The organism is Streptomyces sp. JLSY215 (assembly GCF_059682825.1).
In genome coordinates this window covers 2,367,660-2,390,504 of record NZ_CM185022.1, presented here as the reverse complement: position 1 = coordinate 2,390,504, position 22,845 = coordinate 2,367,660, and the positions used below count along the sequence as shown (strand labels likewise).

Below are 22,845 nucleotides of genomic sequence, written 5' to 3'. Positions count from 1 at the left end.
ATCGGGCGGCCGCGCCGCTGTGTGTACGCAGCGCCCTGACCCGTTACGCCCGCTGCCGTCCCGGCCGCAGGGCCGACGCCGCGCGCCGGGCCGCGGTGGCCGGACCACCCGTGGCGCAGCGCAGGAGAAGGGCGTTCCAGCGGTCGGCGCAGCCCCGGGCGAGGCGGACGGCCGAGCGCGGGGCGAGCAGGGCGCGCAGGCGCAGGGTCCGTCCGGCGGCGGCGCGCAGTCCGGCGTGTACACGCCGCACGTCCGCGGTGAGGCCGGCGGCCGGGCGCGGCTGCGGGGCGTACAGGGCCTGCTCCACGGCTGCCGCCACCCGGTGGGCGGCGTCGGCCGCGTCCGACGGCAGTTCCCCGATGCGAACGATCCGGGCGGCCGCCTTGCGCGGGGTCAGCGAGTCGTCCGGCAGGATGCCGAAGTCCCAGCCGGTGTCCAGCAGCTCCCGCCAGGCGGCGAGGACGCCCGCCGCGCCGTCGCCGCCCGCCAGCCGCCGGGACCGGATCCGTATGCGCCACAGGAGCGGCACCCCCGGGAGCAGCAGGACGAGCAGCACGGCGAGGCCGAGGGCAACGACGGACCAGGGGGAGGGGCCGTCGTCCGAGGGACCTGCGCCGGCCTGCGCGGGCATCGCGGCGCAGGCCGTGCCGGCGTCTTGGCGCTCTTCACCGGGGGCGCAGCTGGGGGCCGTGGACGGAGCGTCCGGCGCGGTGGCGGACCGTGACGGCGCCGGCTCGCGCTCACCGGGGTCGACGGTGGTCGACCCCTGGCCGGGGAGGGTGTAGTCCGGGGTGCTGCCGCGGCTCGGGGTCGGCTCGAAGCGGGTCCAGCCGATGCCCTGGAAGTACAGCTCGGGCCAGGCGTGCGCGTCCTTGAGGCTGACGGAGGTCGTGCCGTCGGACTGCGGGGTGCCCGGAGTGAAGCCGACCGCGACCCGGGAGGGAATGCCCAGGGTGCGCGCCATCGCGGCCATCGAGAAGGAGAAGTGGACGCAGAAGCCCTCTTTCTGCTCCAGGAACCGCGCGATGGCCTCGCTGCCGCTGCCGGCGCTGACCTGCGGGTTGTAGGTGAAGCCGCCGGAGATCGCGAACCAGTCCTGCAGCTTGACGGCCTTGTCGTACGAGGTGCGGGCGCCGCGCGTGACCGTGCGCGCCGTCTTGCGCACCACCGCGGGCAGCGAGGCCGGCACCTTGGTGTATTCGTGCACCAGCCGCGCGGGCGGCGGCGGGGCCGCGGCCAGCTGCTTCGCGGTCGGCCGCACCTGCAGGCTTTCGACCTGGTACTGCATGCCGCGGGTGGTCTGACCCCGGTCACCGACCAGGGTGCGGCCCTTGGGCTCGAAGCGCCACCGCCCGGTGATGTCCACCCTGGAGGCCGGATAGGGCAGCGGCAGCCAGTTCTGGGCGTACCACGCGGCGGTCGAGACGGAGGTGTTGATGCTGGTGGTGGCCACCTGGCCGGAGAGGCCGGGCGGATCCGGCAGCCGGTCGGGGACGTCCGTGACCATGCGCTCGGACGGCTTCCAGGCCGTGCCGTCGAACTGGTCCAGGGCCACGATCCGCAGATACATGTCGCGGGTGTCGGGTGCGGTCGTGCGGTAGTTGAGGACTTCCTTGTCCTCCGGCTGGTTGAGGCTGTTCTGCAGCGACACCAGCGGGTTCACCGCGGAGATCGTGCCCCCGCCGCCCCCGGGGCCGCTGCCGCCGCCGGGCGCGCCGATCAGCCCGCCGCCCAGCGAGGGCAGCACGGCGGGCACCACCAGCGCGATCCCCAGCGCCAGCGCGCCGATCCGGCGGCCCGTCCGGACCGGGGCGAGCGCCGGGCCGCCCGCGGCGCGGCCGAAGCCCGGCCGGCCCGTGTCCGTGGCGCCGAACACCCGGCCCCACCGGGACAGCCGGTCGCGGCCCTCGGCGAGCAGGAGCAGCAGATAGCCGGCCGCCGCCACCAGGAACCACAGCCATCCCGCGCCGCCCTGGGACAGCCCGGCCGCCACCGAGTACAGCGCGAGCAGCGGCAGCCCGGCGGGCGCCGCGCTGCGGTAGCTGACCGCCAGCGCGTCCACCACCAGACCGATCAGCAGCACGCCCGCCACCAGCAGCAGCCGGATACCGGGCGTGACCGGGGCCGGGGTGGCGTACCGGCCGACGTCCCGCATGCCGTCCTGGACCAGCCGTCCGAACTCCGTGATCGCGTCCGGGCCGGGCAGCAGCCCCAGGACGGCCTGGCCGGGGGCGAAGAGCAGGGTCAGCAGCAGCACGCCGGCCAGCGCCTGCGCGCCGATGGTCAGCGGTCTGGCCAGCGGCACCCGCCGGGTCAGCGCCCCCACACCGCTCACGATCGCCAGCAGGACCGCGGCCTGCACCAGCCAGGTGAACGGCTGCACCAGCGGCAGCAGCGCACAGGCCGCGCACAAGGTCGCCACCGCCGCACACAGCGTCAGCCGTCCCAGGCCGCTCATGCGCCCGCCTCGCTTCCCTCAAGGCCCGTCGTCCGCGTCCTCATACCCGGCCTCCCGCCGCGGCGCCGCTCCCCGCGGCCCGGTCCGGACCCGCCCCGGCGTGGTCGGCGGCGCACCGCCACAGCTCGGGGAGGGTCGTGCCGGAGGTGACCGGCAGGGCCGTCCAGCCGGCCTTTTGCAGCATCAGCACCCGCTCGCCCACCGGCACCTGGCCGTCGGAGAACCGGATCCCGCCCGGCCCCGGCAGCCAGGAGTCACCGTCCAGGACGAAGGCGACCGCCGCGCCGCAGCGCTGCCGTATCCGTCCGGCGACCGCGGCCTGTTCCTCGTCCAGATCGCCGAAGAAGGCGACCAGCAGGCCTTCGTTGCCGCTGCGCAGCGCGTCGTACGCGCCCGAGAGCCCGGCTTCCTCGGAGTGCTCCAGCACGGCGAGGGTGTCCAGCATCAGGCCCGCGGCGTCGGCGGATTCGGTGCCGCCGACGCCGTCCGGGCCGGGCACCGAGGCGCCGGTGTCGGTCAGCAGCCGCACCGAGAACCCCCGCTCCAGCAGATGGACGCCCACCGATGCGGCGGCCGTGACCGCCCATTCGAAGGCCGAGTCGGGCCCGGCCCCCTGGTGGGCCGTCGCGCGGGTGTCGAGCAGGACCGTGCAGCGTGCCTTCTGCGGCTGTTCCTCCCGGCGCACCATCAGTTCGCCGTAGCGGGCGGTGGACCGCCAGTGGACCCGGCGCAGATCGTCGCCGTGGCGGTAGCCGCGCGGGATGACGTCGTCCTCACCGGCCAGCGCCGGCGAGCGCCGGAGCCCGTCGCCGTACCCGGGAGTGCCGCCCGTGAGGCGGACCGGCGGCAGCGGCTCGGTACGCGGCACCACCGTCAAGGTGTCGGCGACGCTGAAGGAACGCGTCAGCTCGCACATGCCGAACGGGTCCGACAGGCGCAGCTGCAGCGGCCCCAGCGGATAGCGTCCGCGCAGGTCCGAGCGGACGCGGTAGGCCACCTCACGGCGGCCGCCGGCCTCCACCCGGTCCAGTACGAAACGCGGCCGCGGCCCCAGGACATAGGGCACCCGGTCCTGCAGCATCAGCACCCCGGTGGGCAGCCGGGAGACGTTCTCGATCACCAGCCGGACCCGGGACTCGGCGGCCGCCGGCACCCGGGCGGGGGAGAGCGTACGGCTGCCCGCGACGCGGTGGCGGGTGCGGTGCAGGACCAGCACGCACACCAGCGGCAGCGCCGCCAGCAGCAGCCCGACCCGCAGCAGATCCGCCTGCCCGAGGAGGAGCGAGCACACCGCGGCGGCCACCCCGGCCGCCAGGAACGATCTGCCGCGCGTCGTCAGCCCCCCGAGCGCGGCCCGCAGCCCGCCCCGCTCCGACGTCCCTTCCTGCCCCGCCACCGGACTCCCCCCTTCGGACATCACAACCCCCGTGCCCCGGGCGGCTGCTGGCCGATGCCGTGCCGCCACTGCGGCGCGGACGGGTCGGGAACCGGGGTGCGGCGCAGGATCTCCAGCACGATCTGCTCGGCCGTACGGCGGTTCAACTGGGCCTGCGCGGTGGGCAGCAGCCGGTGTGCGAGCACCGCCACCGCCAGCGACTGCACATCGTCGGGCAGCGCGTACTCCCGCCCGGCCAGCGCCGCCGCGGCCTTCGCGGCCCGCAGCAGATGGAGCGTGGCCCGCGGCGAGGCACCCAGCCGCAGTTCGGCGTGGCTGCGGGTGGCCGCCACCAGGTCCACCGCGTATCTGCGGACCGCTTCGGCGACATGGACCGTGCGCACCGCGTCGATCAGCTTGACGATCTCGTGGGCGTGCGCCACCGGCCGGAGGTCGTCCAGCGGGGAAGCGCCGCCGTGCACGTCCAGCATCTGCAGCTCGGCCGCGGGGCTGGGGTAGCCGATCGACACCCGCGCCATGAAACGGTCCCGCTGCGCCTCGGGGAGGGGGTAGGTGCCCTCCATCTCCACCGGATTCTGCGTCGCGACCACCATGAACGGGCTGGGCAGCTCATGGGTCTGCCCGTCCATCGTGACCTGGCGCTCCTCCATGGACTCCAGCAGCGCCGACTGGGTCTTGGGGGAGGCGCGGTTGATCTCGTCGCCGATCACGATCTGCGCGAAGATCGCGCCCGGCTTGAACTCGAATTCCCGGCGCTGCTGGTCGAAGACGCTGACCCCCGTGATGTCCGAGGGCAGCAGATCGGGCGTGAACTGGATCCGCCGCACCGAACAGTCGAGGGAACGGGCCAGCGCCTTGGCGAGCATCGTCTTGCCCACGCCCGGCACATCCTCGATGAGCAGATGTCCCTCGGCCAGCAGCACCGTCAGCGCGAGCCGTACGACCTCCGGCTTGCCTTCGATCACCCTTTCCACCGACCGGTGCACGCGCTCCACCGTCGCGGTCAGATCCCCAAGGCCCGCGCGTTCGTCGTACGTCGTCACTCGGCCCTCCCCGGCCCTTCCCCAAGCACTGTTCACCCACGCATTCTTGCTGTCCGCGCGGGTTCGCGTCATGGCCTGTGGATAACTCGGGGCCGATATGTCCGGACCCTCCGGGATCAGGGCTGGGGATCGACCTCCCGCAGCAGTCCCGTTGTCACGTCGAAGACAAACCCGCGGACGTCGTCGGTGTGCAGCAGGAAGGGCGAGGTGCGCACCCGCTGCATGGACTGGCGCACATCGTCGTCGAGATCCTTGAACGCCTCGACCGCCCAGGTGGGCCGCTGTCCGACCTCGGCCTCCAGCTCGTGGCGGAAGTCCTCGGTGAGGTTCAGCAGACCGCAGCCCGTGTGGTGCAGGAGCACGACGGAGCGGGTTCCCAGTGCCCGCTGGCTGATGGTCAGGGAGCGGATGATGTCGTCGGTCACCACGCCGCCCGCGTTGCGGATGGTGTGGCAGTCGCCGAGCTCCAGGCCCAGCGCGGCGTGCAGATCGATCCGGGCGTCCATGCAGGACACCACCGCAACCTTCAGGACGGGCCGGGCGTCCATGCCGGGATCGGTGAAGGCGGTGGCATAGCGCCGGTTCGCCTCGACGAGGCGGTCGGTGACGGTGTCACCGCCGGCGGCGGCGCCGTCGGCGGACGGGGGCAGAGGCTGCGACGCAGGTATGGGCATGCCCTCACCGTAATCGGCAACATCGGATCCGGCCCCGTATGAGGCCGGGCATACGGGTCGACATCACCCTTTGTGAGGTAACCCACAGCGCCCTCCGCCCCGCCGCCATTCGGGTGAGAGGCCGGTCCCGAAGCCGTCGCGGGACGCGCGGAACCGGTTGATTGACCGGGACAGCCGGTGGACTAAAGTGGCGCGAAGTGGGAGGCGTGACGCTCTCCTTGGATCCCGAATCCCTCGCGTGCGACGCGTCGCACGTACGGCTCGGCCTCCTCCCGCTCCACCGGTCTTCCGACGCCACTTCCCCGTCGCCGGAGGGCCACTTCCCCTTCAGAGCGGGCGGGGACCAAGCGGTGCGTACGGCGTCCCCCAGCCAACGGCCGGGGACCCACCTGCCGCCCACCCCATCGGAAGGCGCATGAGTAACACTCGGCACGTACCCGTCATGCTCCAGCGTTGTCTGGACATGCTCGCCCCTGCGCTCACCGGGCCCGGAGCGGTCGTGGTCGACTGCACGCTCGGGCTCGGCGGGCACAGCGAGGCACTGCTCGCCGCCTTCCCCGAAGCCCGGCTCATCGCCCTCGACCGCGACCCGGCGGCCCTGAAGCTCGCGGGCGAGCGGCTGGCCCCGTACGGCGAGCGCGCCACCCTGGTGCACGCCGTCTATGACGAGCTCCCCGAGGTCCTCGACCGGCTCGGGGTGCCGCGTGTCCAGGGCGTGCTGTTCGACCTGGGCGTCTCCTCGATGCAGCTGGACGAGGCCGACCGCGGCTTCGCCTACGCCCAGGACGCCCCGCTGGACATGCGGATGAACCAGACGACGGGCATCAGCGCCGCGGATGTCCTCAACACCTACGCGCCCGGTGAGCTCGTGCGGATCCTGCGTGCCTACGGGGAGGAGAAGCAGGCCAAGCGGATCGTCGGGGCGATCGTGCGCGAGCGGGCCAAGGAGCCGTTCACCAACAGCGCGCGGCTGGTCGAACTGATCCGGGACGCGCTGCCGCAGGCCGCCAAGCGCACCGGAGGAAACCCCGCCAAGCGCACGTTCCAGGCCCTGCGCATCGAGGTCAACGGCGAACTCGCCAGCGTGGAGCGGGCCATCCCGGCCGCCGTCAAGGCGCTGGCGGTCGGTGGCCGGATCGCCGTGCTCTCGTACCACTCGCTGGAGGACCGCCTGGTCAAGCAGGTCTTCGCGGCCGGTGCGGCCAACACCGCGCCGCCCGGCCTGCCGGTCGTGCCCGAGCGCTACCAGCCCCGTCTGAAGCTGCTGACCCGCGGCGCGGAGCTCCCCACCGACGAGGAGATCGCCGAGAACCGCCGCGCGGCCCCCGCCCGGCTGCGCGGCGCCGAGCGCATCCGCGAGAACGTCGAGGACTCCCCGTGAAGGCCCGGGGGCGGCCGCGCGGGGGAGGGGGGCGCCTGGGCGCGCTCTTTCCCGCCGCCTCCGGTACGGCGGCGCGCACGCCCTTCGTCCTCCTGATCGTCCTGCTCCTCGGCTCCGGGCTGATCGCCCTGCTGCTGCTCAACTCCGCCCTCAACCAAGGGTCGTTCGAACTCAGCAAGCTGGAGAAGAAGACCGACGACCTGACGGACGAGCAGCAGGCGCTCCAGCAGGAAGTGGATGGCTACTCGGCTCCGGGCGCCCTGGAGAAGCGGGCCCGCCGGCTGGGGATGGTGCCCGGCGGCAACCCGGCGTTCCTGATGCCGGACGGCACGGTCCGGGGCAGGCCGAGCGTGGCGACGGGCGAGGAGGACGCGGCGGCGCTCGGCGCGGCCGCCGAGCCGCCGTCGCTGGGGCCGTCCGCCTCCGGAGGCCCGTCCGCCTCCGGAGGCCCGTCCGCCACTCCCGCACCGCCCTCCGGGACGCCCGGCAGGACGGCGGGCCGGCCGGCGGCCGCGGCCGCATCCGGCACCCCGCACGCCCCCGGCCGCCGCGCCGCCGCGGCCGGCCCCGCCCCGACGGCCCCCGGCAGGTGACGGCGCCATGACCGAGCCCAGGGACCCCCGCCGCCGCGTACCGCGCCCGGCCCGGCCCGCCCGCGGCGGCCCGCAGCGCCCGGCCGCCCGCCCGTCCGCGGCCGCCAAGCGGCCCGGCGCCAGGCCGTCCCCCAAGCCGCCCTCCAGGCCGTCCGCCCCCGGGCCCGCGGCCCGCCGCCCGGCGGCCCGCCCCGCCCCGCTCCGCCTCGGCAGCCCCCGCCCCCGGCTGCGCCTGGTCTCCCTCGCGCTGACGCTGGTCCTGCTGGTCTTCGTCGTACGGCTCTTCCAGGTCCAGGCCGTCGACGCCGCGGCGTACGCCGCCAAGGCCAACGAGAACCGCTATGTCCCGGTCAAGCTGGCCGCCGAGCGCGGCGCGATCACCGACCGCAACGGCGTGGCGCTGGCGACCACCGTCGACGCGTACGACATCACCGCCGACCCGAGCCTGCTGGCGCCCGACCGGACCGGGATCGACGACGCGCCGCAGCGGGCCGCCGCCCTGCTCGCGCCGATCCTCCACGAGGACCGCGGCACCCTCGCCGGGAAGCTCGCCAAGCGCGGGACGCGCTATGCCCTGCTCTCCCGGCAGCAGACCCCGCAGGTCTGGAAGCGGATCAAGGACCTCCGCCGGACCCTGGACGCCGAGGCGGCCGCCGCCCCCAAGAAGGCACCCCGCCCCAACGTCCTGGTCGGGATCTTCGCCGACAAGCACAGCAAGCGGCTCTACCCCAACAAGGACCTGGCCTCCGGCGTCCTCGGCTTCGTCAACAGCGAGGGCAAGGGCCGCGGCGGGATAGAGGCACAGCTCGAAGCGGCCCTCGCGGGCAAGGAGGGCAAGCTCGTCTACGCCCAGTCCGGCGGCCGCCGGGTGCCCACCGGCGACACCCAGGAGCACCCCGCCGTCCCCGGCAGCGACGTGCAGCTGACCCTGGACCGCGACATCCAGTGGGCGGCGCAGCAGGCCATCACCCGGCAGGTCAAGAAGTCCCGGGCGGACCGCGGCTATGTCGTCGTCCAGGACACCCGGACCGGCCAGATCCTGGCGATGGCCGATTCCCCCGGCTTCGACCCCAACGACGTCTCCAAGGCCGACCCCGAGGCGCTGGGCAACGCCGCGCTCACCGACGCGTACGAGCCCGGCTCCACCAGCAAGCTGATGTCGATGGCCGCGATCCTGGAGGAGGGTGTCGCCACGCCGTCCACCCGGGTCACCGTGCCCAACCGGCTGCACCGCGGCGACCGGCTGTTCGCGGACGACGTCGACCACGACACCTGGCATCTGACCCTCAACGGCGTCCTCGCCAAGTCCAGCAACATCGGGACGATCCTGGCGGCCGGCCAGCTCGGCGAGACACAGCCCCAGGCCAACCGGGTGCTCTACTCCTATCTGCGGAAATTCGGCATCGGGCGGCCCACCGGGCTCGGCTTCCCCGGGGAGACCGACGGCATCCTGGCCAAGCCGCAGGACTGGAACACCTCGCAGCAGTACACGATCCCGTTCGGCCAGGGGCTGTCCCTCAACGCCGTCCAGGCCGCCTCCGTCTACTCCACGATCGCCAACGGCGGCGAGCGCATCGCCCCCACCCTGGTCCGCGGCACCACGGGCCCCGACGGCCGCTACACCCCCGCCCCCAGGCCCCAGCGCGACCGCGTCGTGAGCAAGAAGACCGCCACGACACTGGCCGCCATGCTCGAATCGGTGGTCGACGACCGGGAGGGCACCGGCCCCAAGGCGAAGATCGACGGCTACCGGGTCGGCGGGAAGACCGGCACGTCCAACCGGGTGGACCCCGAAACGGGCCGCTATCACGGCTACACCGCGTCCTTCGCCGGCTTCGCGCCCGCCGACAAGCCCCGGATCACGGTCTACTGCGCCATCCAGAACCCCACCACGGGCAGCTACTTCGGTGGCCAGATCTGCGGCCCCATCTACCGGCAGGTCATGGAGTTCGCGCTGAAAACCCTGCAGGTTCCGCCGACCGGCACCACATCCCCGCACCTGCCGGTCACCTTCAAGCCAGGCGACTGAAATCGAGGCAACACCGCCGTGACGACCATCACTACCGACGGCACCCCCGACCCCGCGAACAGCCCCTGCGCGCGGCCCTCACTTCGCCCCGGGCCCGATCGGCCCGGTACGCTCACCGCCGTGTCACAAGCTGATCAGTCCCCGAAACCCCCGCAGGCGGAGGAGGGCGGCCCCGGCAGATATCCGGGCGCGCCCCGCCCCGAGCAGGTCCGCCCCACCCCTTTGGCGGAGCTCGCCGCGCAGCTGGGCATCCCCGCTCCGGCCGGTGCAGAGGATGTCCGGGTCACCGGCATCACGCATGACTCCCGGGCAGTCCGCCCCGGCGATGTCTATGCCGCGCTGCCCGGTGCCCGCCTGCACGGCGCCGACTTCGTCGCGCAGGCCGCCGACCTCGGCGCCGCCGCGATCCTGACCGACCCGTCGGGCGCCGACCGCGCCGCCGAGACCGGCCTGCCGGTCCTGGCCGTCGAGCACCCGCGCTCCCGGATGGGCGCCCTGGCCGTCTCGATCTACGGAGCGCCGGGCAAGGACCTCCTCCAGATCGGCATCACCGGCACGTCCGGCAAGACCACCACCGCGTACCTCATCGAGGGCGGGCTGCGGGCCGCGGCCGCCGCGAAGGCCGATGAGGAGGGCCTGCGCGAAGGGCAGTCGGCCGAGGGCGGTGGCGGGCGCCGGGTGGGACTCACGGGCCTGATCGGCACGGTCGAGACCCGGATCGGCGACGAGCGCCTGAAGTCCGAGCGCACCACCCCGGAGGCCACCGACCTGCAGGCGCTGTTCGCGGTGATGCGCGAGCGCGGCGTGACGGCGGTCGCCATGGAGGTTTCCAGCCATGCGCTGGTCCTCGGCCGGGTCGACGGCTGCGTCTTCGACGTCGCGATCTTCAACAACCTCAGCCCGGAGCACATGGAGTTCCACTCCGGCATGGAGGACTACTTCCAGGCCAAGGCCCGGCTCTTCACCAAGGCCCGCAGCCGCGCCGGTGTCGTCAACATCGACGACGAGTACGGCAAGCGGCTGGCCGAGGGCGGATCCGAGGTCCCCGTCACCACCTTCTCCGCGGAGGGCCACCCGGACGCCGACTGGCGCGCCTCCGACGTCGAGGTCGGCACCCTGGGCTCCACCTTCACCGTGCACGGCCCCCAGGGACAGCGCCTGCGCGCCGCCGCCCCGATCCCCGGTCCGTTCAACGTCGCCAACGCGCTCGCCGCGATCACCTCGCTGATCGTCGCCGGGATCGACCCGCAGACCGCCGCCGACGGCGTCGCCGCGGTGCCCGGCGTCCCCGGCCGCCTGGAGCGCGTCGACGCCGGCCAGCCGTATCTGGCGGTCGTCGACTACGCCCACAAGACGGACGCCGTCGAATCGGTTCTGCGCGCGCTGCGCAAGGTCACCGAAGGCAAGCTGCACGCCGTCCTCGGCTGCGGCGGCGACCGCGACCCGCACAAGCGCGTCCCGATGGGCGCCGCGGTCGCCCGCCTCGCCGACACCGCCGTACTGACCTCCGACAACCCCCGTACCGAGGACCCGCTCGCGATCCTGGCCACCATGCTCCAGGGCGCCGCGGAGGTGCCGATCCACGAGCGCGGCACGGTCCTGGTCGAGGAGGAGCGGGCCGCCGCCATCGCCGCGGCCGTCGCCCGCGCCGAACCCGGCGACACCGTCATCGTCGCGGGCAAGGGCCATGAGCAGGGCCAGGACATCGCCGGAGTGGTACGCCCCTTCGACGACCGTCAGGTGCTCCGCCAGGCCATCGAGGAATCGCTGAAGACACAGCAGTCACAGCAGCCGAACCACCAGGGATGACACACCGCCATGCGCGCACAACCCTTTGACTGGCCCGCTCCGCCTCCGGCCGGGGGTGACCTGTGATCTCCCTGTCCCTCGCCGAGATCTCGAACATCGTCGGCGGGCAGATGCACGACATACCGGACGCCGGCCTTACGGTCACCGGCCCCGTCGTGACGGATTCCCGCCAGGTACGCCCCGGCGGCCTGTTCGTCGCGTTCGCAGGTGAACGCGTCGACGGCCACGACTTCGCCGCGGGCGCCGTGGCGGACGGCGCGGTGGCCGTACTGGCCGCCCGGCCCGTCGGCGTCCCCGCGATCGTCGTCGACGACGTGGTCGCGGCCCTCGGCGCGCTCGCCCGCGCCGTCGTCGGGCGGCTGGGCACCAAGGTCGTCGCCCTCACCGGCTCGGTCGGCAAGACCGGCACCAAGGACCTGATCGCCCAGCTGCTGCAGCGGCACGGGCCGACGGTGTGGCCGGAAGGCAACCTCAACAACGAGATCGGGCTGCCGCTGACCGCGCTGCGCGCCGAGGCGACGACCCGTCATCTCGTCCTGGAGATGGGCGCCCGCGGGGTCGGCCACATCCGCTATCTGACGGAGCTGACCCCGCCGGAGATCGGTGTGGTGCTCAACGTCGGCACCGCCCACATCGGCGAGTTCGGCGGCCGCGAGCAGATCGCGGTGGCCAAGGGCGAACTCGTCGAGGCGCTTCCCGAGCACGGCGTCGCGGTGCTCAACGCCGACGATCCGTACGTACGTGCCATGGAGTCGCGTACGAAGGCCCGTACGGTCCTGTTCGGCGAGGCCGAAAATGCCGACATCCGTGCCGAGAATGTCCGGCTCAGCGCTCTCGGTCAGCCCGCTTTCACGCTTCACACACCCTCCGGGTGCAGCGATGTGACGATGCGGCTGTACGGTGAGCACCACGTGTCGAACGCGCTCGCCGCGGCCGCCGTCGCCCATGAGTTGGGCATGCCCGTGGACGAGATCGCCACCGCGCTCTCCGAAGCCGGCACGCTCTCCCGTTGGCGGATGGAGGTCACCGAGCGCGCGGATGGCGTGACGGTCGTCAACGACGCCTACAACGCGAACCCCGAGTCCATGCGAGCGGCGCTGCGAGCGCTGGTCGCGATGGGCGCAGCCGCCAAGGCGAAGGGCGGTCGTACGTGGGCGGTGCTCGGTGAGATGGCCGAGCTCGGCGAGGACGCGCTCGCCGAACACGACGCGGTCGGACGCCTGGTCGTCCGGCTCAACGTCAGCAAGCTCGTGGCGGTCGGCGGCAGGGAAGCGGCCTGGCTCGACATGGGCGCCAAGAACGAGGGTTCGTGGGGTGAGGAGTCGGTGCACGTGTCCGACGCGCGGGCGGCGGTCGACCTGTTGCGCAGCGAGCTGCAACCGGGAGACGTGGTGCTGGTGAAGGCGTCCAGGTCGGTGGGACTGGAGCGGGTCGCCGCGGCATTGCTGGACGGCGAGAGCGTCATCGGCGCTGAGGGCGGAGCCGCGTCCCGATGAACTCGATGAAGCAGATCCTCTTCTCCGGAATGATCGGGCTCTTCCTGACCCTGATCGGCACGCCGCTGCTGATCAAGCTGCTGGCCAAGAAGGGGTACGGGCAGTTCATCCGCGATGACGGCCCGCGCACCCACGGCAGCAAGAAGGGGACGCCCACCATGGGCGGTATCTCCTTCATCCTGGCCACGATCATCGCCTACGCGCTGACCAAGGTCATCACGAGCAGTGACCCCACCTTCTCCGGTGTGCTGGTGTTGTTCCTGATGGCGGGCATGGGCCTGGTCGGCTTCCTCGACGACTACATCAAGATCGTCAAGCAGCGTTCGCTGGGCCTGCGGGCCAAGGCGAAGATGGCCGGCCAGCTGATCGTCGGTATCGCTTTCGCGGTGCTCTCGCTGCAGTTCGCGGACCTGCGGGGGCAGACCCCGGCCTCCGACCGGCTGTCCTTCACCCAGGACTTCGGCTGGCAGGTCGGCCCGGTGATCTTCGTGATCTGGGCGCTGTTCATGATCCTGGCGATGTCCAACGGCGTGAACCTCACCGACGGCCTCGACGGCCTGGCCACCGGCGCCTCGGTGATGGTCTTCGGTGCCTACACCTTCATCGGCATCTGGCAGCACCAGGAGTCCTGCGCCAACCAGATCACCGCGGGACCGGGCTGTTACGAGGTACGCGACCCGCTCGACCTCGCGGTCGTCGCCTCCGCCCTGATGGGTGCCTGCTTCGGCTTCCTGTGGTGGAACACCTCGCCCGCCAAGATCTTCATGGGTGACACCGGCTCGCTGGCCCTGGGCGGCGCGCTCGCGGGCCTGGCGATCTGCTCCCGTACGGAACTGCTGCTCGCCCTCCTCGGCGGCCTCTTCGTCCTGATCACCATGTCCGTGGTCATCCAGGTCGGCTCCTTCAAGCTGACCGGCAAGCGGGTCTTCCGTATGGCGCCACTTCAGCATCACTTCGAGCTAAAGGGGTGGTCGGAAGTCCTTGTGGTGGTCAGGTTCTGGATCATTCAGGGCATGTGCGTGATCGTCGGACTCGGCATCTTCTACGGCGGCTGGCAGGCAGCGAAGTGACCACGCAGGGGCCGGTGGACTTCGCCGGTATGCACATCACCGTGGCCGGTCTCGGCGTGAGCGGCGTTCCCGCCGCCCGCGCCCTGGCCGGCCTCGGCGCCCGCGTCACCGTCGTCAACAGCAGCGACGGTGAGCGGGAGCGCCGGCAGGCGGCCGAGCTGGAGGCGCTCGGGGTCACCGTGCGCCTCGGCGACGGGGACACCCTCCCCGAGGACGCGGAACTGGTCGTCACCACCCCGGGCTGGAAGCCGTCCAGCCCGCTCTTCCTCGCGGCGGAGAAGGCCGGCATCGAGGTCTGGGGCGACGTCGAACTCGCCTGGCGGCTGCGCGGCCCCGACTCCGCACCGTGGCTCGCGGTCACCGGCACCAACGGCAAGACCACCACGGTCCGGATGCTGGCCTCCATCCTGGAGGCCGAGGGGCTGCGCACGGCCGCCGTCGGCAACATCGGCGTACCGCTCGTCGATGTCGTGCTGGGCGAGGGGCAGGAGGGCGGCGAGGCGTACGACGTCCTCGCGGTCGAGCTCTCCAGCTACCAGCTGCACTGGGCGCCCTCCGTACGCGCCCACTCCGCGGCCGTCCTCAACCTCGCCCCGGACCACCTCGACTGGCACGGCTCGATGGCGGCGTACGCGGCCGACAAGGGCCGCATCTACGAGGGCAACACCATCGCCTGCGTCTACAACGTCGCCGACCCCGCGACCGAGGAGCTGGTCCGCGTGGCCGACGTCGAGGAGGGCTGCCGGGCCATCGGCTTCACCCTCGGCACCCCCGGCCCCTCGCAGCTGGGCGTGGTCGAGGACCTCCTCGTCGACCGGGCCTTCGTCGAGAACCGGCAGACCGCCCAGGAGCTCGCGGAGATCTCCGACCTCGCCTCCCCCGCGCCGCACAACATCGCCAATGCGCTCGCCGCGGCGGCCCTGGCGCGGGCCTTCGGGGTGCGGCCGGCCGCCGTACGCGACGGACTGCGGGCCTTCCACCCGGACCCGCACCGCATCCAGCACATCGCGGACACCGGCGGCCTGACCTACATCGACGACTCCAAGGCCACCAACACCCACGCCGCCGAGGCGTCGTTGGCGGCGTACGAGCACATCGTCTGGATCGCCGGCGGGCTCGCCAAGGGCGCGACCTTCGACGAGCTGGTGCAGAAGTCGGCGGACCGGCTGCGCGGTGTGGTGCTGATCGGTGCCGACCGGGCGCTGATTCGCGAGGCCCTGGCGCGACACGCCCCGGATGTCCCGGTCGTCGACCTCGACCGGACCGACACTGGGGCGATGTCCGAGGCGGTACGGGAAGCCACCCGGCTCGGCAGGCCCGGCGACACCGTTCTGCTGGCCCCGGCCTGTGCCTCGATGGACATGTTCGTCAATTACACCAAGCGGGGCGAGGCCTTCGCCGACGCGGTCCGTCAGCTGACCGCCGGGGAAAACTAGCCGGTCCCCGCCGCCGTCGGCGACCCGCGGCGCGCGCACCTGTGGAGGGGGCGAGGATGACGGCCCGATCGGCCAAGGCGGCGCCGGCCCGTCCGGCCCGCCGGACTTCCACGGTGCGGGCGCCGCGCGGCGCCCGCCGCCCCGGCGGCCCCCGGCGCCTGTCGACCCGGCTCAGGCGGGCCTGGGACCGCCCGCTGACCGCGTACTACCTCATCCTCGGCGGCAGCCTGCTGATCATCGTCCTCGGTCTGGTGATGGTCTACTCGGCCTCCCAGATCAAGGCCCTGCAGTCCGGCCTCGCGCCGTCCTACTTCTTCCGCAAGCAGCTGCTGGCCGCGGCCATCGGCGGCGTCCTGCTGCTGGCCGCGTCGAGGATGACCGTCAAGCTGCACCGGGGGATGGCCTATCCGCTGCTCGCGGGGTCGGTGTTCCTGATGTGCCTGGTGCAGATTCCGGGCATAGGGGTCTCGGTCAACGGCAACCAGAACTGGCTCAACCTCGGCGGCCCTTTCCAGATGCAACCGAGCGAGTTCGGGAAGCTCGCCCTCGTCCTGTGGGGCGCCGACCTGCTGGCCCGTAAACAGGAGAAGAAGCTGCTGGTGCAGTGGAAGCATCTGCTGGTGCCGCTGACCCCGGTCGCTTTTCTGCTGCTCGGGCTGATCATGCTCGGCGGCGACATGGGAACAGCGATCATTCTCACGGCGATCCTCTTCGGGCTGCTGTGGCTGGCCGGCGCTCCCACCAGGCTGTTCGCGGGGGTGCTCGGCGCCGCCGCGGCGATCGGGGCACTGCTGATCGCCACCAGCGCCAACCGGATGTCCCGGCTGGGCTGTACCCTCGCCACCGACCCCGGCCCCGGCGACAAGTGCTGGCAGGCGGTGCACGGTATCTATGCCCTCGCATCCGGCGGATTCTTCGGATCCGGCCTCGGTGCGAGTATGGAAAAATGGGGTGAACTCCCTGAACCGCACACCGACTTCATCTTCGCCATCACCGGGGAGGAACTGGGTCTGGCGGGGACGCTGTCGGTGCTCGCCCTCTTCGCGGCTCTAGGCTATGCGGGTATCCGCGTGGCCGGACGTACGGAGGACCCCTTCGTCAGGTACGCAGCGGGAGGTGTGACCACCTGGATCATGGCCCAGGCCATGATCAACATCGGTGCGGTGCTCGGCCTGTTGCCGATCGCCGGTGTTCCGCTCCCGCTGTTCTCCTACGGAGGCTCCGCCCTGCTGCCGACGATGTTCGCCATCGGGCTGCTGATCGCCTTTGCGCGTGAGGAGCCCGCTGCGCGGGCGGCACTGGCCGCATTGGCTACGCGGAGGCCGGTTTTCGGCAGAAGGCCGGCCGGGGTGAGATGGAAGACGATGAGACGGCGCATGAAGAAGCGTCCGTCCGGAGAGCGGTGAATTTCGGTGCATGTCGTACTCGCCGGTGGGGGGACCGCCGGCCACATCGAGCCCGCGCTCGCCCTCGCGGACGCCCTGCGCAGGCAGGACCCGACCGTGGGGATCACGGCACTCGGCACGGAGAAGGGCCTGGAGACCAGGCTCGTCCCGGAGCGCGGCTATGAGCTCGGCCTGATTCCGGCCGTACCGCTGCCGCGCAAGCCCACCCCCGAACTGATCACCGTCCCCGGGCGGCTGCGCGGCACGATCAAGGCCGCCGAGCAGATCCTGGAGCGCACCAAGGCGGACTGCGTCGTCGGCTTCGGCGGCTATGTCGCGCTGCCCGGCTATCTCGCGGCCAAGCGCCTCGGGGTGCCGATCATCGTCCACGAGGCCAACGCCCGGCCCGGTCTCGCCAACAAGATCGGCTCGCGGTACGCCAAGTTCGTCGCCGTCAGCACGCCGGACAGCAAGCTGCGTGGCGCCCGTTATGTCGGGATCCCGCTGCGCCGCACCATCGCCACCCTGGACCGCGCCGCGGTCCGGCCCGAGGCGCGGGCCGCCTTCGGGCTCGACCCGAACCTCCCGACGCTCCTGGTGTCGGGCGGTTCGCAGGGCGCCCGCCGGCTGAACGAGGTCATCCAGGCCGCCGTGCCGACGCTGCAGCGCGCCGGGATCCAGGTCCTGCACGCGGTCGGCCCGAAGAACGAACTGCCGCACGTCGACAACATGCCCGGGATGCCGCCGTATGTCCCGGTACCGTACGTGGACCGGATGGATCTCGCGTACGCCGCGGCCGACATGATGCTCTGCCGCGCGGGCGCGATGACCGTCGCCGAACTCTCCGCCGTCGGGCTCCCGGCCGCCTTCGTCCCGCTGCCCATCGGCAACGGCGAACAGCGGCTGAACGCCCAGCCGCTGGTCAACGCCGGCGGGGGCCTGCTGGTCGACGACGCCCAGCTGACCCCGGAGTGGGTGCAGTCCACGGTGCTGCCGGTCCTGTCCGATCCGCACCGGCTGTACGAGATGTCCCGCGCCGCCTCCGAGTTCGGCCGCCGGGACGCCGACGAGCTGCTGGTCGGCATGGTGTACGAGGCGATTGCCCAGCAGCAGAAATAGCGAACGAGCAAAGGCAGGGGAGCGTGGCCGGACCCAGAACCGCCCAGCGCGGCGCCAAGAAACGGCCGTCCGGCCCGCCCTCCGCCTCTGCCGCACGGCGTTTCGCGCGGCTGCGCGTACTCCTTCGCACCCCGCGCCGCCGCCGGGTGGCCCTCGTACTGGTCCTCGCGGCGGTGCTCGGCGGCTTCGGCGCCTGGGTCCTGTACGGCTCGGACTGGCTCCGCATCCGTCAGGTGAAGGCCGCCGGCACCCGCGTTCTGACGCCGGATGAGGTGGTGGCCGCGGCCGACGCCCCGATGAACGCACCGCTGATTTCGGTCGACCCCGACGCGATGGCCCACCGGATCCGGGCGCGGCTGCCGCGCATCAAAACCGTTGAGGTGGTGCGGTCCTGGCCGGACACCATCGGTCTGAAAGTGTCGGAAAGAACGCCGGTACTGGTGATGCGATCGGGCGGAAAGTACAGCGAAGTGGACCGCGAGGGCGTCCGTTTCGCCACCGTCCGTACCGCTCCTCGCGGCATTCCGCTTCTGGAAATGACCGTTTCTGACTCTCCGAGCCTTCGTCGGTACGGAATCGACCGCTTGCGACGCGCAGCCGTTGACGTCACCGGACAGCTCCCCAAGGCGGTCCGCAAAGACCTCAAAAAGGTCCGGGTCATCTCGTACGACTCCCTCACCCTGGAACTGACAGATGGTCGTACGGTCGTATGGGGAAGCCCCGAACGGGGCGCGGACAAGGTCAGGGTGCTCACCGCCCTGCTGAAAGCCGCGCGTGATGCGCACCACTTCGACCTTTCGGTACCCAGCGCCCCTGCGGTATCGGGGAGTTGACGTTCGTAGCCGCAGGCCAGCACCCTGGATGGCTACGACTATGGGTGATCACATAGGGTGAAAAGAAAAACGGGAGGTTCGGCGTGTTCGTTGAACGCGCGCGCCTTGTCGACTTAGTGTCTCGTTCCAAAGGGACTATGGAACCAAGGAACACAGGCACAGGTAACCCTAAACTTCAGGCTTAGGGTTCGGGTCGGCATACGAACCGCCCCATCGGCATCAGTCGGCGTCCACACGGCATGTGAGGCGGCGACACGTAACTCGAGGCGAGAGGCCTTCGACGTGGCAGCACCGCAGAACTACCTCGCAGTCATCAAGGTCGTCGGCATCGGCGGCGGTGGCGTGAACGCCATCAACCGGATGATCGAGGTCGGGCTCAAGGGCGTCGAGTTCATCGCGATCAACACCGATGCACAGGCGCTGCTGATGAGCGACGCCGACGTCAAGCTCGACGTCGGCCGCGAAATGACGCGCGGACTCGGCGCCGGCGCCAACCCGGATGTGGGTCGCAAGGCGGCCGAGGACCACCGCGAGGAGATCGAGGAGGTCCTCAAGGGGGCCGACATGGTCTTCGTGACCGCGGGTGAGGGCGGCGGCACCGGCACCGGCGGTGCACCCGTCGTCGCCAACATCGCCCGCTCGCTGGGTGCCCTGACGATCGGTGTGGTCACCCGGCCGTTCACCTTCGAGGGCCGCCGCCGCGCCAACCAGGCCGAGGACGGCATCGCCCAGCTCCGCGAAGAGGTCGACACCCTCATCGTGATCCCCAACGACCGGCTGCTGTCCATCTCGGACCGTCAGGTGAGCGTGCTCGACGCGTTCAAGTCCGCGGACCAGGTGCTGCTGTCGGGTGTCCAGGGCATCACCGACCTGATCACCACCCCCGGCCTGATCAACCTCGACTTCGCGGACGTCAAGTCCGTGATGTCGGAGGCCGGCTCGGCCCTGATGGGCATCGGCTCGGCACGCGGCGACGACCGCGCGGTGGCCGCCGCCGAGATGGCGATCTCCTCGCCGCTCCTGGAGGCGTCCATCGACGGCGCCCGCGGCGTGCTGCTGTCCATCTCCGGCGGCTCCGACCTCGGTCTCTTCGAGATCAACGAGGCCGCGCAGCTGGTCAGCGAGGCGGCACACCCGGAAGCCAACATCATCTTCGGCGCGGTCATCGACGACGCCCTGGGCGACGAGGTCCGGGTGACGGTCATTGCCGCGGGTTTTGACGGGGGGCAGCCGCCGGCCCGTCGCGACTCGGCGGCGAGCGGGCTGACGTCCGCCAAGCGCGAGGAGCCCGCACCGGCCCCGAGCCGTCCGGCCAACCCGCCGGAGCCGCGGACGTCGTCGTTCGGGGGCCTGGGCTCGGTGCCCGTACGGGAGGAAGAGCCGGCCCCGGCCGAGTCCTCCGCGCTGGGTGAGGTCTCGACCCCCTCGACCGGCGCACCGCAGGTTCCCCCGGCCCGCCCGTCCTACACGGACAGCGCGGCCGAGGAGCTGGACGTCCCCGACTTCCTGAAGTGACCAAAGCACCGAAGTGATAGGGAAACAGCACCACGAGAGCGGCGCGCACTTCGCCTTCACCGACAGGTGGGGCGGGGTGAGCGCCGCTCCGTATGATCAGCTCAATCTGGGCGGCGCGGTCGGCGACGACCCGCTGGCGGTTCGTACGAACCGGGAGCTCGCCGCCAAGGAACTCGGCCTCGATCCGGGCGCGGTGGTCTGGATGAACCAGGTCCACGGCCGGGACGTGGCGGTGGTCGACGGACCGTGGCGCGGCGCCGACACCCCCTGTGTGGACGCGGTGGTGACCGCCCGTCGAGGTCTCGCGCTCGCCGTACTGACCGCCGACTGCACCCCGGTGCTGCTCGCCGATCCGGTCGCCGGGGTGGCCGGGGCCGCGCACGCGGGCCGGCCGGGTCTGGTGGCCGGGGTCGTGCCGGCCGCCGTCGAGGCGATGGTGGAACTGGGTGCCGAGCCGTCGCGGATCGTGGCCCTCACCGGGCCCGCGGTCTGCGGACGCTGCTACGAAGTGCCCGAGGAGATGCGCGCCGAGGTTGCCGAGGCGGTGCCCGCGGCCTGGTCGACGACCAGCTGGGGCACCCCCGCGGTGGACGTCACCGCAGGTGTACGGGCCCAACTCGGCGCGGCGGGCGTGTCGGTCCGTGCGGATTCCCACCTCTGCACACGCGAATCCGCGGACCATTTCTCCTATCGGCGGGACCGCACCACGGGGCGGCTCGCGAGCTATGTATGGCTTGGAGACCCCTCCCGGCCGAAGGTTGGGGGAGCTGACCAGTGACGGACGATCGTAGAACCCAACTGGCCGACAATCTGGCGCGGGTGGAGGATCGTATCGCCGCCGCCTGCGCCACGGCCGGCCGGCCGCGTGACGAGGTGACCCTGATCGTGGTCACCAAGACCTACCCGGCGAGCGATGTCCGGCTGCTCGCGGAGCTGGGCGTGCGGCATGTCGCGGAAAACCGCGATCAGGATGCGGCACCGAAAGCCGCCGAATGTGCCGATTTGCCTCTTACTTGGCACTTCGTCGGTCAATTGCAAACGAACAAGGTACGGTCCGTCGCCCGGTATGCCGGAATTGTTCAATCGATCGACCGGGCCAGGCTCGTGACCGCGCTCTCCAAGGAGGCGGTCCGTGCCGAGCGTGAACTGGGCTGCCTGATTCAGGTGGCGCTCGATGCCGAGTCGGGGGAGCAGGGGAGCCGGGGCGGGGTCGCACCGGACGGTGTCGCGGCTCTGGCCGATGCGGTCGCCGGGGCCCAAGGTCTGCGGCTGGACGGTGTGATGACCGTCGCGCCGTTGAGCGGACCGTATGCCGGGCGGCAACTCGCCGCATTCGAACGACTCGTGGAAATCTCAACCGACCTGCGCGCCAACCATCCTGCTGCCAACATGGTGTCAGCAGGCATGAGCGCGGACCTCGAAGACGCCGTGCAGGCCGGGGCGACACATGTGCGCGTCGGCACTGCGGTACTCGGAGTCCGACCACGGCTCGGGTAACGTCGCGAAGCAAGTCGGACCACAGCACAAAATATGGTCATTCCCGCAGAAAGCGGGAGGCTGCGTGGATCCAAGGCGCCCGGTGACGGAGCCGATCCACCACAGAGCGGAGGACGCAGAGAATGGCCGGCGCGATGCGCAAGATGGCGGTCTACCTCGGCCTCGTGGAGGACGATGGGTACGACGGCCGGGGTTTCGACCCCGACGACGAGTTCGAGCCCGAGCTTGACCCGGAGCCGGAGCGGGGGCGGCGCCAGCAGCACCAAGTACCGGCGGAAACACGCCCGGAACGGGAGGAACCGGTCCGTGCCGTGACGCCTCCGGCGCAGCGCGAGCCTGCCCCGCTTGCCGCGGAAAGCGGACGACCCGCCCGAATCGCCCCCGTGGCATCCATCACACCCGACCGTCCGAATCTGGAGAAGAACGCACCGGTGATCATGCCCAAGGTTGTGTCCGAGCGGGAGCCGTACCGCATCACGACGCTCCACCCCCGGACCTACAACGAAGCCCGTACCATCGGGGAACACTTCCGTGAGGGCACTCCGGTGATCATGAATCTCACGGAGATGGACGACACCGATGCGAAGCGACTTGTCGACTTTGCGGCCGGTCTAGTCTTCGGCCTGCACGGCAGCATTGAGCGGGTGACGCAGAAGGTGTTCCTGTTGTCGCCTGCTAACGTCGATGTCACGGCGGAGGACAAGGCTCGTATCGCAGAGGGCGGGTTCTTCAACCAGAGCTGAGACGCAACACCGGGCACACCAGGGCCAACAGGCCAAATCGGGACCAAGGGGAGAGGGACGCGCGAGATGAGTGTCGCTGGTCAGGTGATCTATATCGCGCTGTACTGCTTCCTGATCGTGTTGATCTTCCGGCTGGTGATGGACTACGTGTTCCAGTTCGCCCGTTCATGGCAACCCGGCAAGGCGATGGTGGTCGTTCTGGAGGCCACCTACACTGTCACCGATCCGCCACTCAAGCTTCTGCGGCGGGTCATTCCGCCGCTGCGTCTCGGGGGCGTGGCGCTCGACCTGTCCTTCTTCGTATTGATGATCATCGTCTACATCCTGATCACCGTCGTGAGGTCGGTGTTGTTGTGAACGATACGGTC

The 22,845-nt window shown here is 71.5% G+C and carries 19 protein-coding genes; 15 read left to right on the top strand and 4 right to left on the bottom strand.

Annotated elements, in window-relative coordinates; translation table 11 throughout:
• Positions 1-43: 43 nt before the first annotated feature.
• The 4 genes from AC5677_RS10695 to AC5677_RS10680 all read right to left on the bottom strand — a co-directional run bounded on the left by AC5677_RS10695 (position 44) and on the right by AC5677_RS10680 (position 5,571).
• Positions 44-2,458 (bottom strand): transglutaminase TgpA family protein, encoded by a 2,415-nt coding sequence (locus tag AC5677_RS10695; protein WP_497194782.1) that lies wholly within the window; start codon positions 2,456-2,458, stop codon positions 44-46.
• Positions 2,459-2,498: 40 nt separating this feature from the next.
• Positions 2,499-3,875, bottom strand: coding sequence for a DUF58 domain-containing protein (locus tag AC5677_RS10690; RefSeq protein WP_497194781.1), 1,377 nt, complete (start codon positions 3,873-3,875; stop codon positions 2,499-2,501).
• Complete coding sequence (locus AC5677_RS10685) at positions 3,875-4,897, bottom strand: AAA family ATPase (protein ID WP_497194780.1); 1,023 nt, start codon at positions 4,895-4,897, stop codon at positions 3,875-3,877. Before AC5677_RS10685 ends, AC5677_RS10690 begins: the two co-directional genes overlap by 1 nt.
• A 116-nt stretch (positions 4,898-5,013) precedes the next feature.
• On the bottom strand, positions 5,014-5,571 hold the full coding sequence (locus tag AC5677_RS10680) for a beta-class carbonic anhydrase (protein WP_497194779.1): 558 nt from the start codon (positions 5,569-5,571) through the stop codon (positions 5,014-5,016).
• Positions 5,572-5,986: 415 nt separating this feature from the next.
• Between AC5677_RS10680 and rsmH the strand changes: the two genes are divergently transcribed.
• The 15 genes from rsmH (at position 5,987) to AC5677_RS10605 (ending at position 22,834) form a co-directional block, all read left to right on the top strand.
• Positions 5,987-6,952, top strand: a complete 966-nt coding sequence (gene rsmH / locus AC5677_RS10675; protein ID WP_497194778.1) for a 16S rRNA (cytosine(1402)-N(4))-methyltransferase RsmH — start codon at positions 5,987-5,989, stop codon at positions 6,950-6,952.
• Positions 6,949-7,545, top strand: coding sequence for a cell division protein FtsL (ftsL, locus tag AC5677_RS10670; RefSeq protein WP_497194777.1), 597 nt, complete (start codon positions 6,949-6,951; stop codon positions 7,543-7,545). Before rsmH ends, ftsL begins: the two co-directional genes overlap by 4 nt.
• Positions 7,546-7,552: 7 nt before the next feature.
• Positions 7,553-9,574, top strand: coding sequence for a peptidoglycan D,D-transpeptidase FtsI family protein (locus AC5677_RS10665; RefSeq protein WP_497194776.1), 2,022 nt, complete (start codon positions 7,553-7,555; stop codon positions 9,572-9,574).
• 18 nt (positions 9,575-9,592) lie between these two features.
• Entirely contained in the window at positions 9,593-11,383 is a 1,791-nt protein-coding gene (locus AC5677_RS10660; protein WP_497194775.1) for a Mur ligase family protein, read from the top strand.
• 62 nt (positions 11,384-11,445) lie between these two features.
• Complete coding sequence (locus AC5677_RS10655) at positions 11,446-12,879, top strand: UDP-N-acetylmuramoyl-tripeptide--D-alanyl-D-alanine ligase (RefSeq protein ID WP_497194774.1); 1,434 nt, start codon at positions 11,446-11,448, stop codon at positions 12,877-12,879.
• A 5-nt stretch (positions 12,880-12,884) separates the two neighbouring features.
• Positions 12,885-13,949, top strand: a complete 1,065-nt coding sequence (mraY, locus tag AC5677_RS10650) for a phospho-N-acetylmuramoyl-pentapeptide-transferase (protein WP_403507466.1) — start codon at positions 12,885-12,887, stop codon at positions 13,947-13,949.
• Positions 13,950-13,978: 29 nt separating this feature from the next.
• Positions 13,979-15,385 (top strand): UDP-N-acetylmuramoyl-L-alanine--D-glutamate ligase, encoded by a 1,407-nt coding sequence (gene murD / locus AC5677_RS10645; RefSeq protein ID WP_497196579.1) that lies wholly within the window; start codon positions 13,979-13,981, stop codon positions 15,383-15,385.
• Positions 15,386-15,441: 56 nt separating this feature from the next.
• Positions 15,442-16,791 carry a putative lipid II flippase FtsW gene (ftsW, locus tag AC5677_RS10640; protein ID WP_497194773.1) on the top strand — a complete coding sequence of 450 codons (1,350 nt, stop codon included), beginning with the start codon at positions 15,442-15,444 and terminating at the stop codon, positions 16,789-16,791.
• A 6-nt stretch (positions 16,792-16,797) separates the two neighbouring features.
• Complete coding sequence (gene murG / locus AC5677_RS10635) at positions 16,798-17,889, top strand: undecaprenyldiphospho-muramoylpentapeptide beta-N-acetylglucosaminyltransferase (RefSeq protein WP_497194772.1); 1,092 nt, start codon at positions 16,798-16,800, stop codon at positions 17,887-17,889.
• Between the two features lie 23 nt (positions 17,890-17,912).
• A complete protein-coding gene (locus AC5677_RS10630) occupies positions 17,913-18,722 on the top strand; it encodes a cell division protein FtsQ/DivIB (RefSeq protein ID WP_497194771.1) in 810 nt (269 codons plus the stop codon).
• A gap of 282 nt (positions 18,723-19,004) precedes the next feature.
• On the top strand, positions 19,005-20,237 hold the full coding sequence (gene ftsZ, locus AC5677_RS10625; protein ID WP_497194770.1) for a cell division protein FtsZ: 1,233 nt from the start codon (positions 19,005-19,007) through the stop codon (positions 20,235-20,237).
• Between the two features lie 13 nt (positions 20,238-20,250).
• Positions 20,251-21,015, top strand: a complete 765-nt coding sequence (gene pgeF, locus AC5677_RS10620) for a peptidoglycan editing factor PgeF (RefSeq protein WP_497194769.1) — start codon at positions 20,251-20,253, stop codon at positions 21,013-21,015.
• A complete protein-coding gene (locus AC5677_RS10615) occupies positions 21,012-21,734 on the top strand; it encodes a YggS family pyridoxal phosphate-dependent enzyme (RefSeq protein ID WP_497194768.1) in 723 nt (240 codons plus the stop codon). The genes pgeF and AC5677_RS10615 overlap by 4 nt, the downstream gene beginning before the upstream one ends.
• A gap of 122 nt (positions 21,735-21,856) precedes the next feature.
• On the top strand, positions 21,857-22,477 hold the full coding sequence (locus AC5677_RS10610) for a cell division protein SepF (protein ID WP_497194767.1): 621 nt from the start codon (positions 21,857-21,859) through the stop codon (positions 22,475-22,477).
• A 66-nt stretch (positions 22,478-22,543) separates the two neighbouring features.
• Entirely contained in the window at positions 22,544-22,834 is a 291-nt protein-coding gene (locus AC5677_RS10605; RefSeq protein WP_046928503.1) for a YggT family protein, read from the top strand.
• The last annotated feature ends 11 nt before the right edge of the window (positions 22,835-22,845 follow it).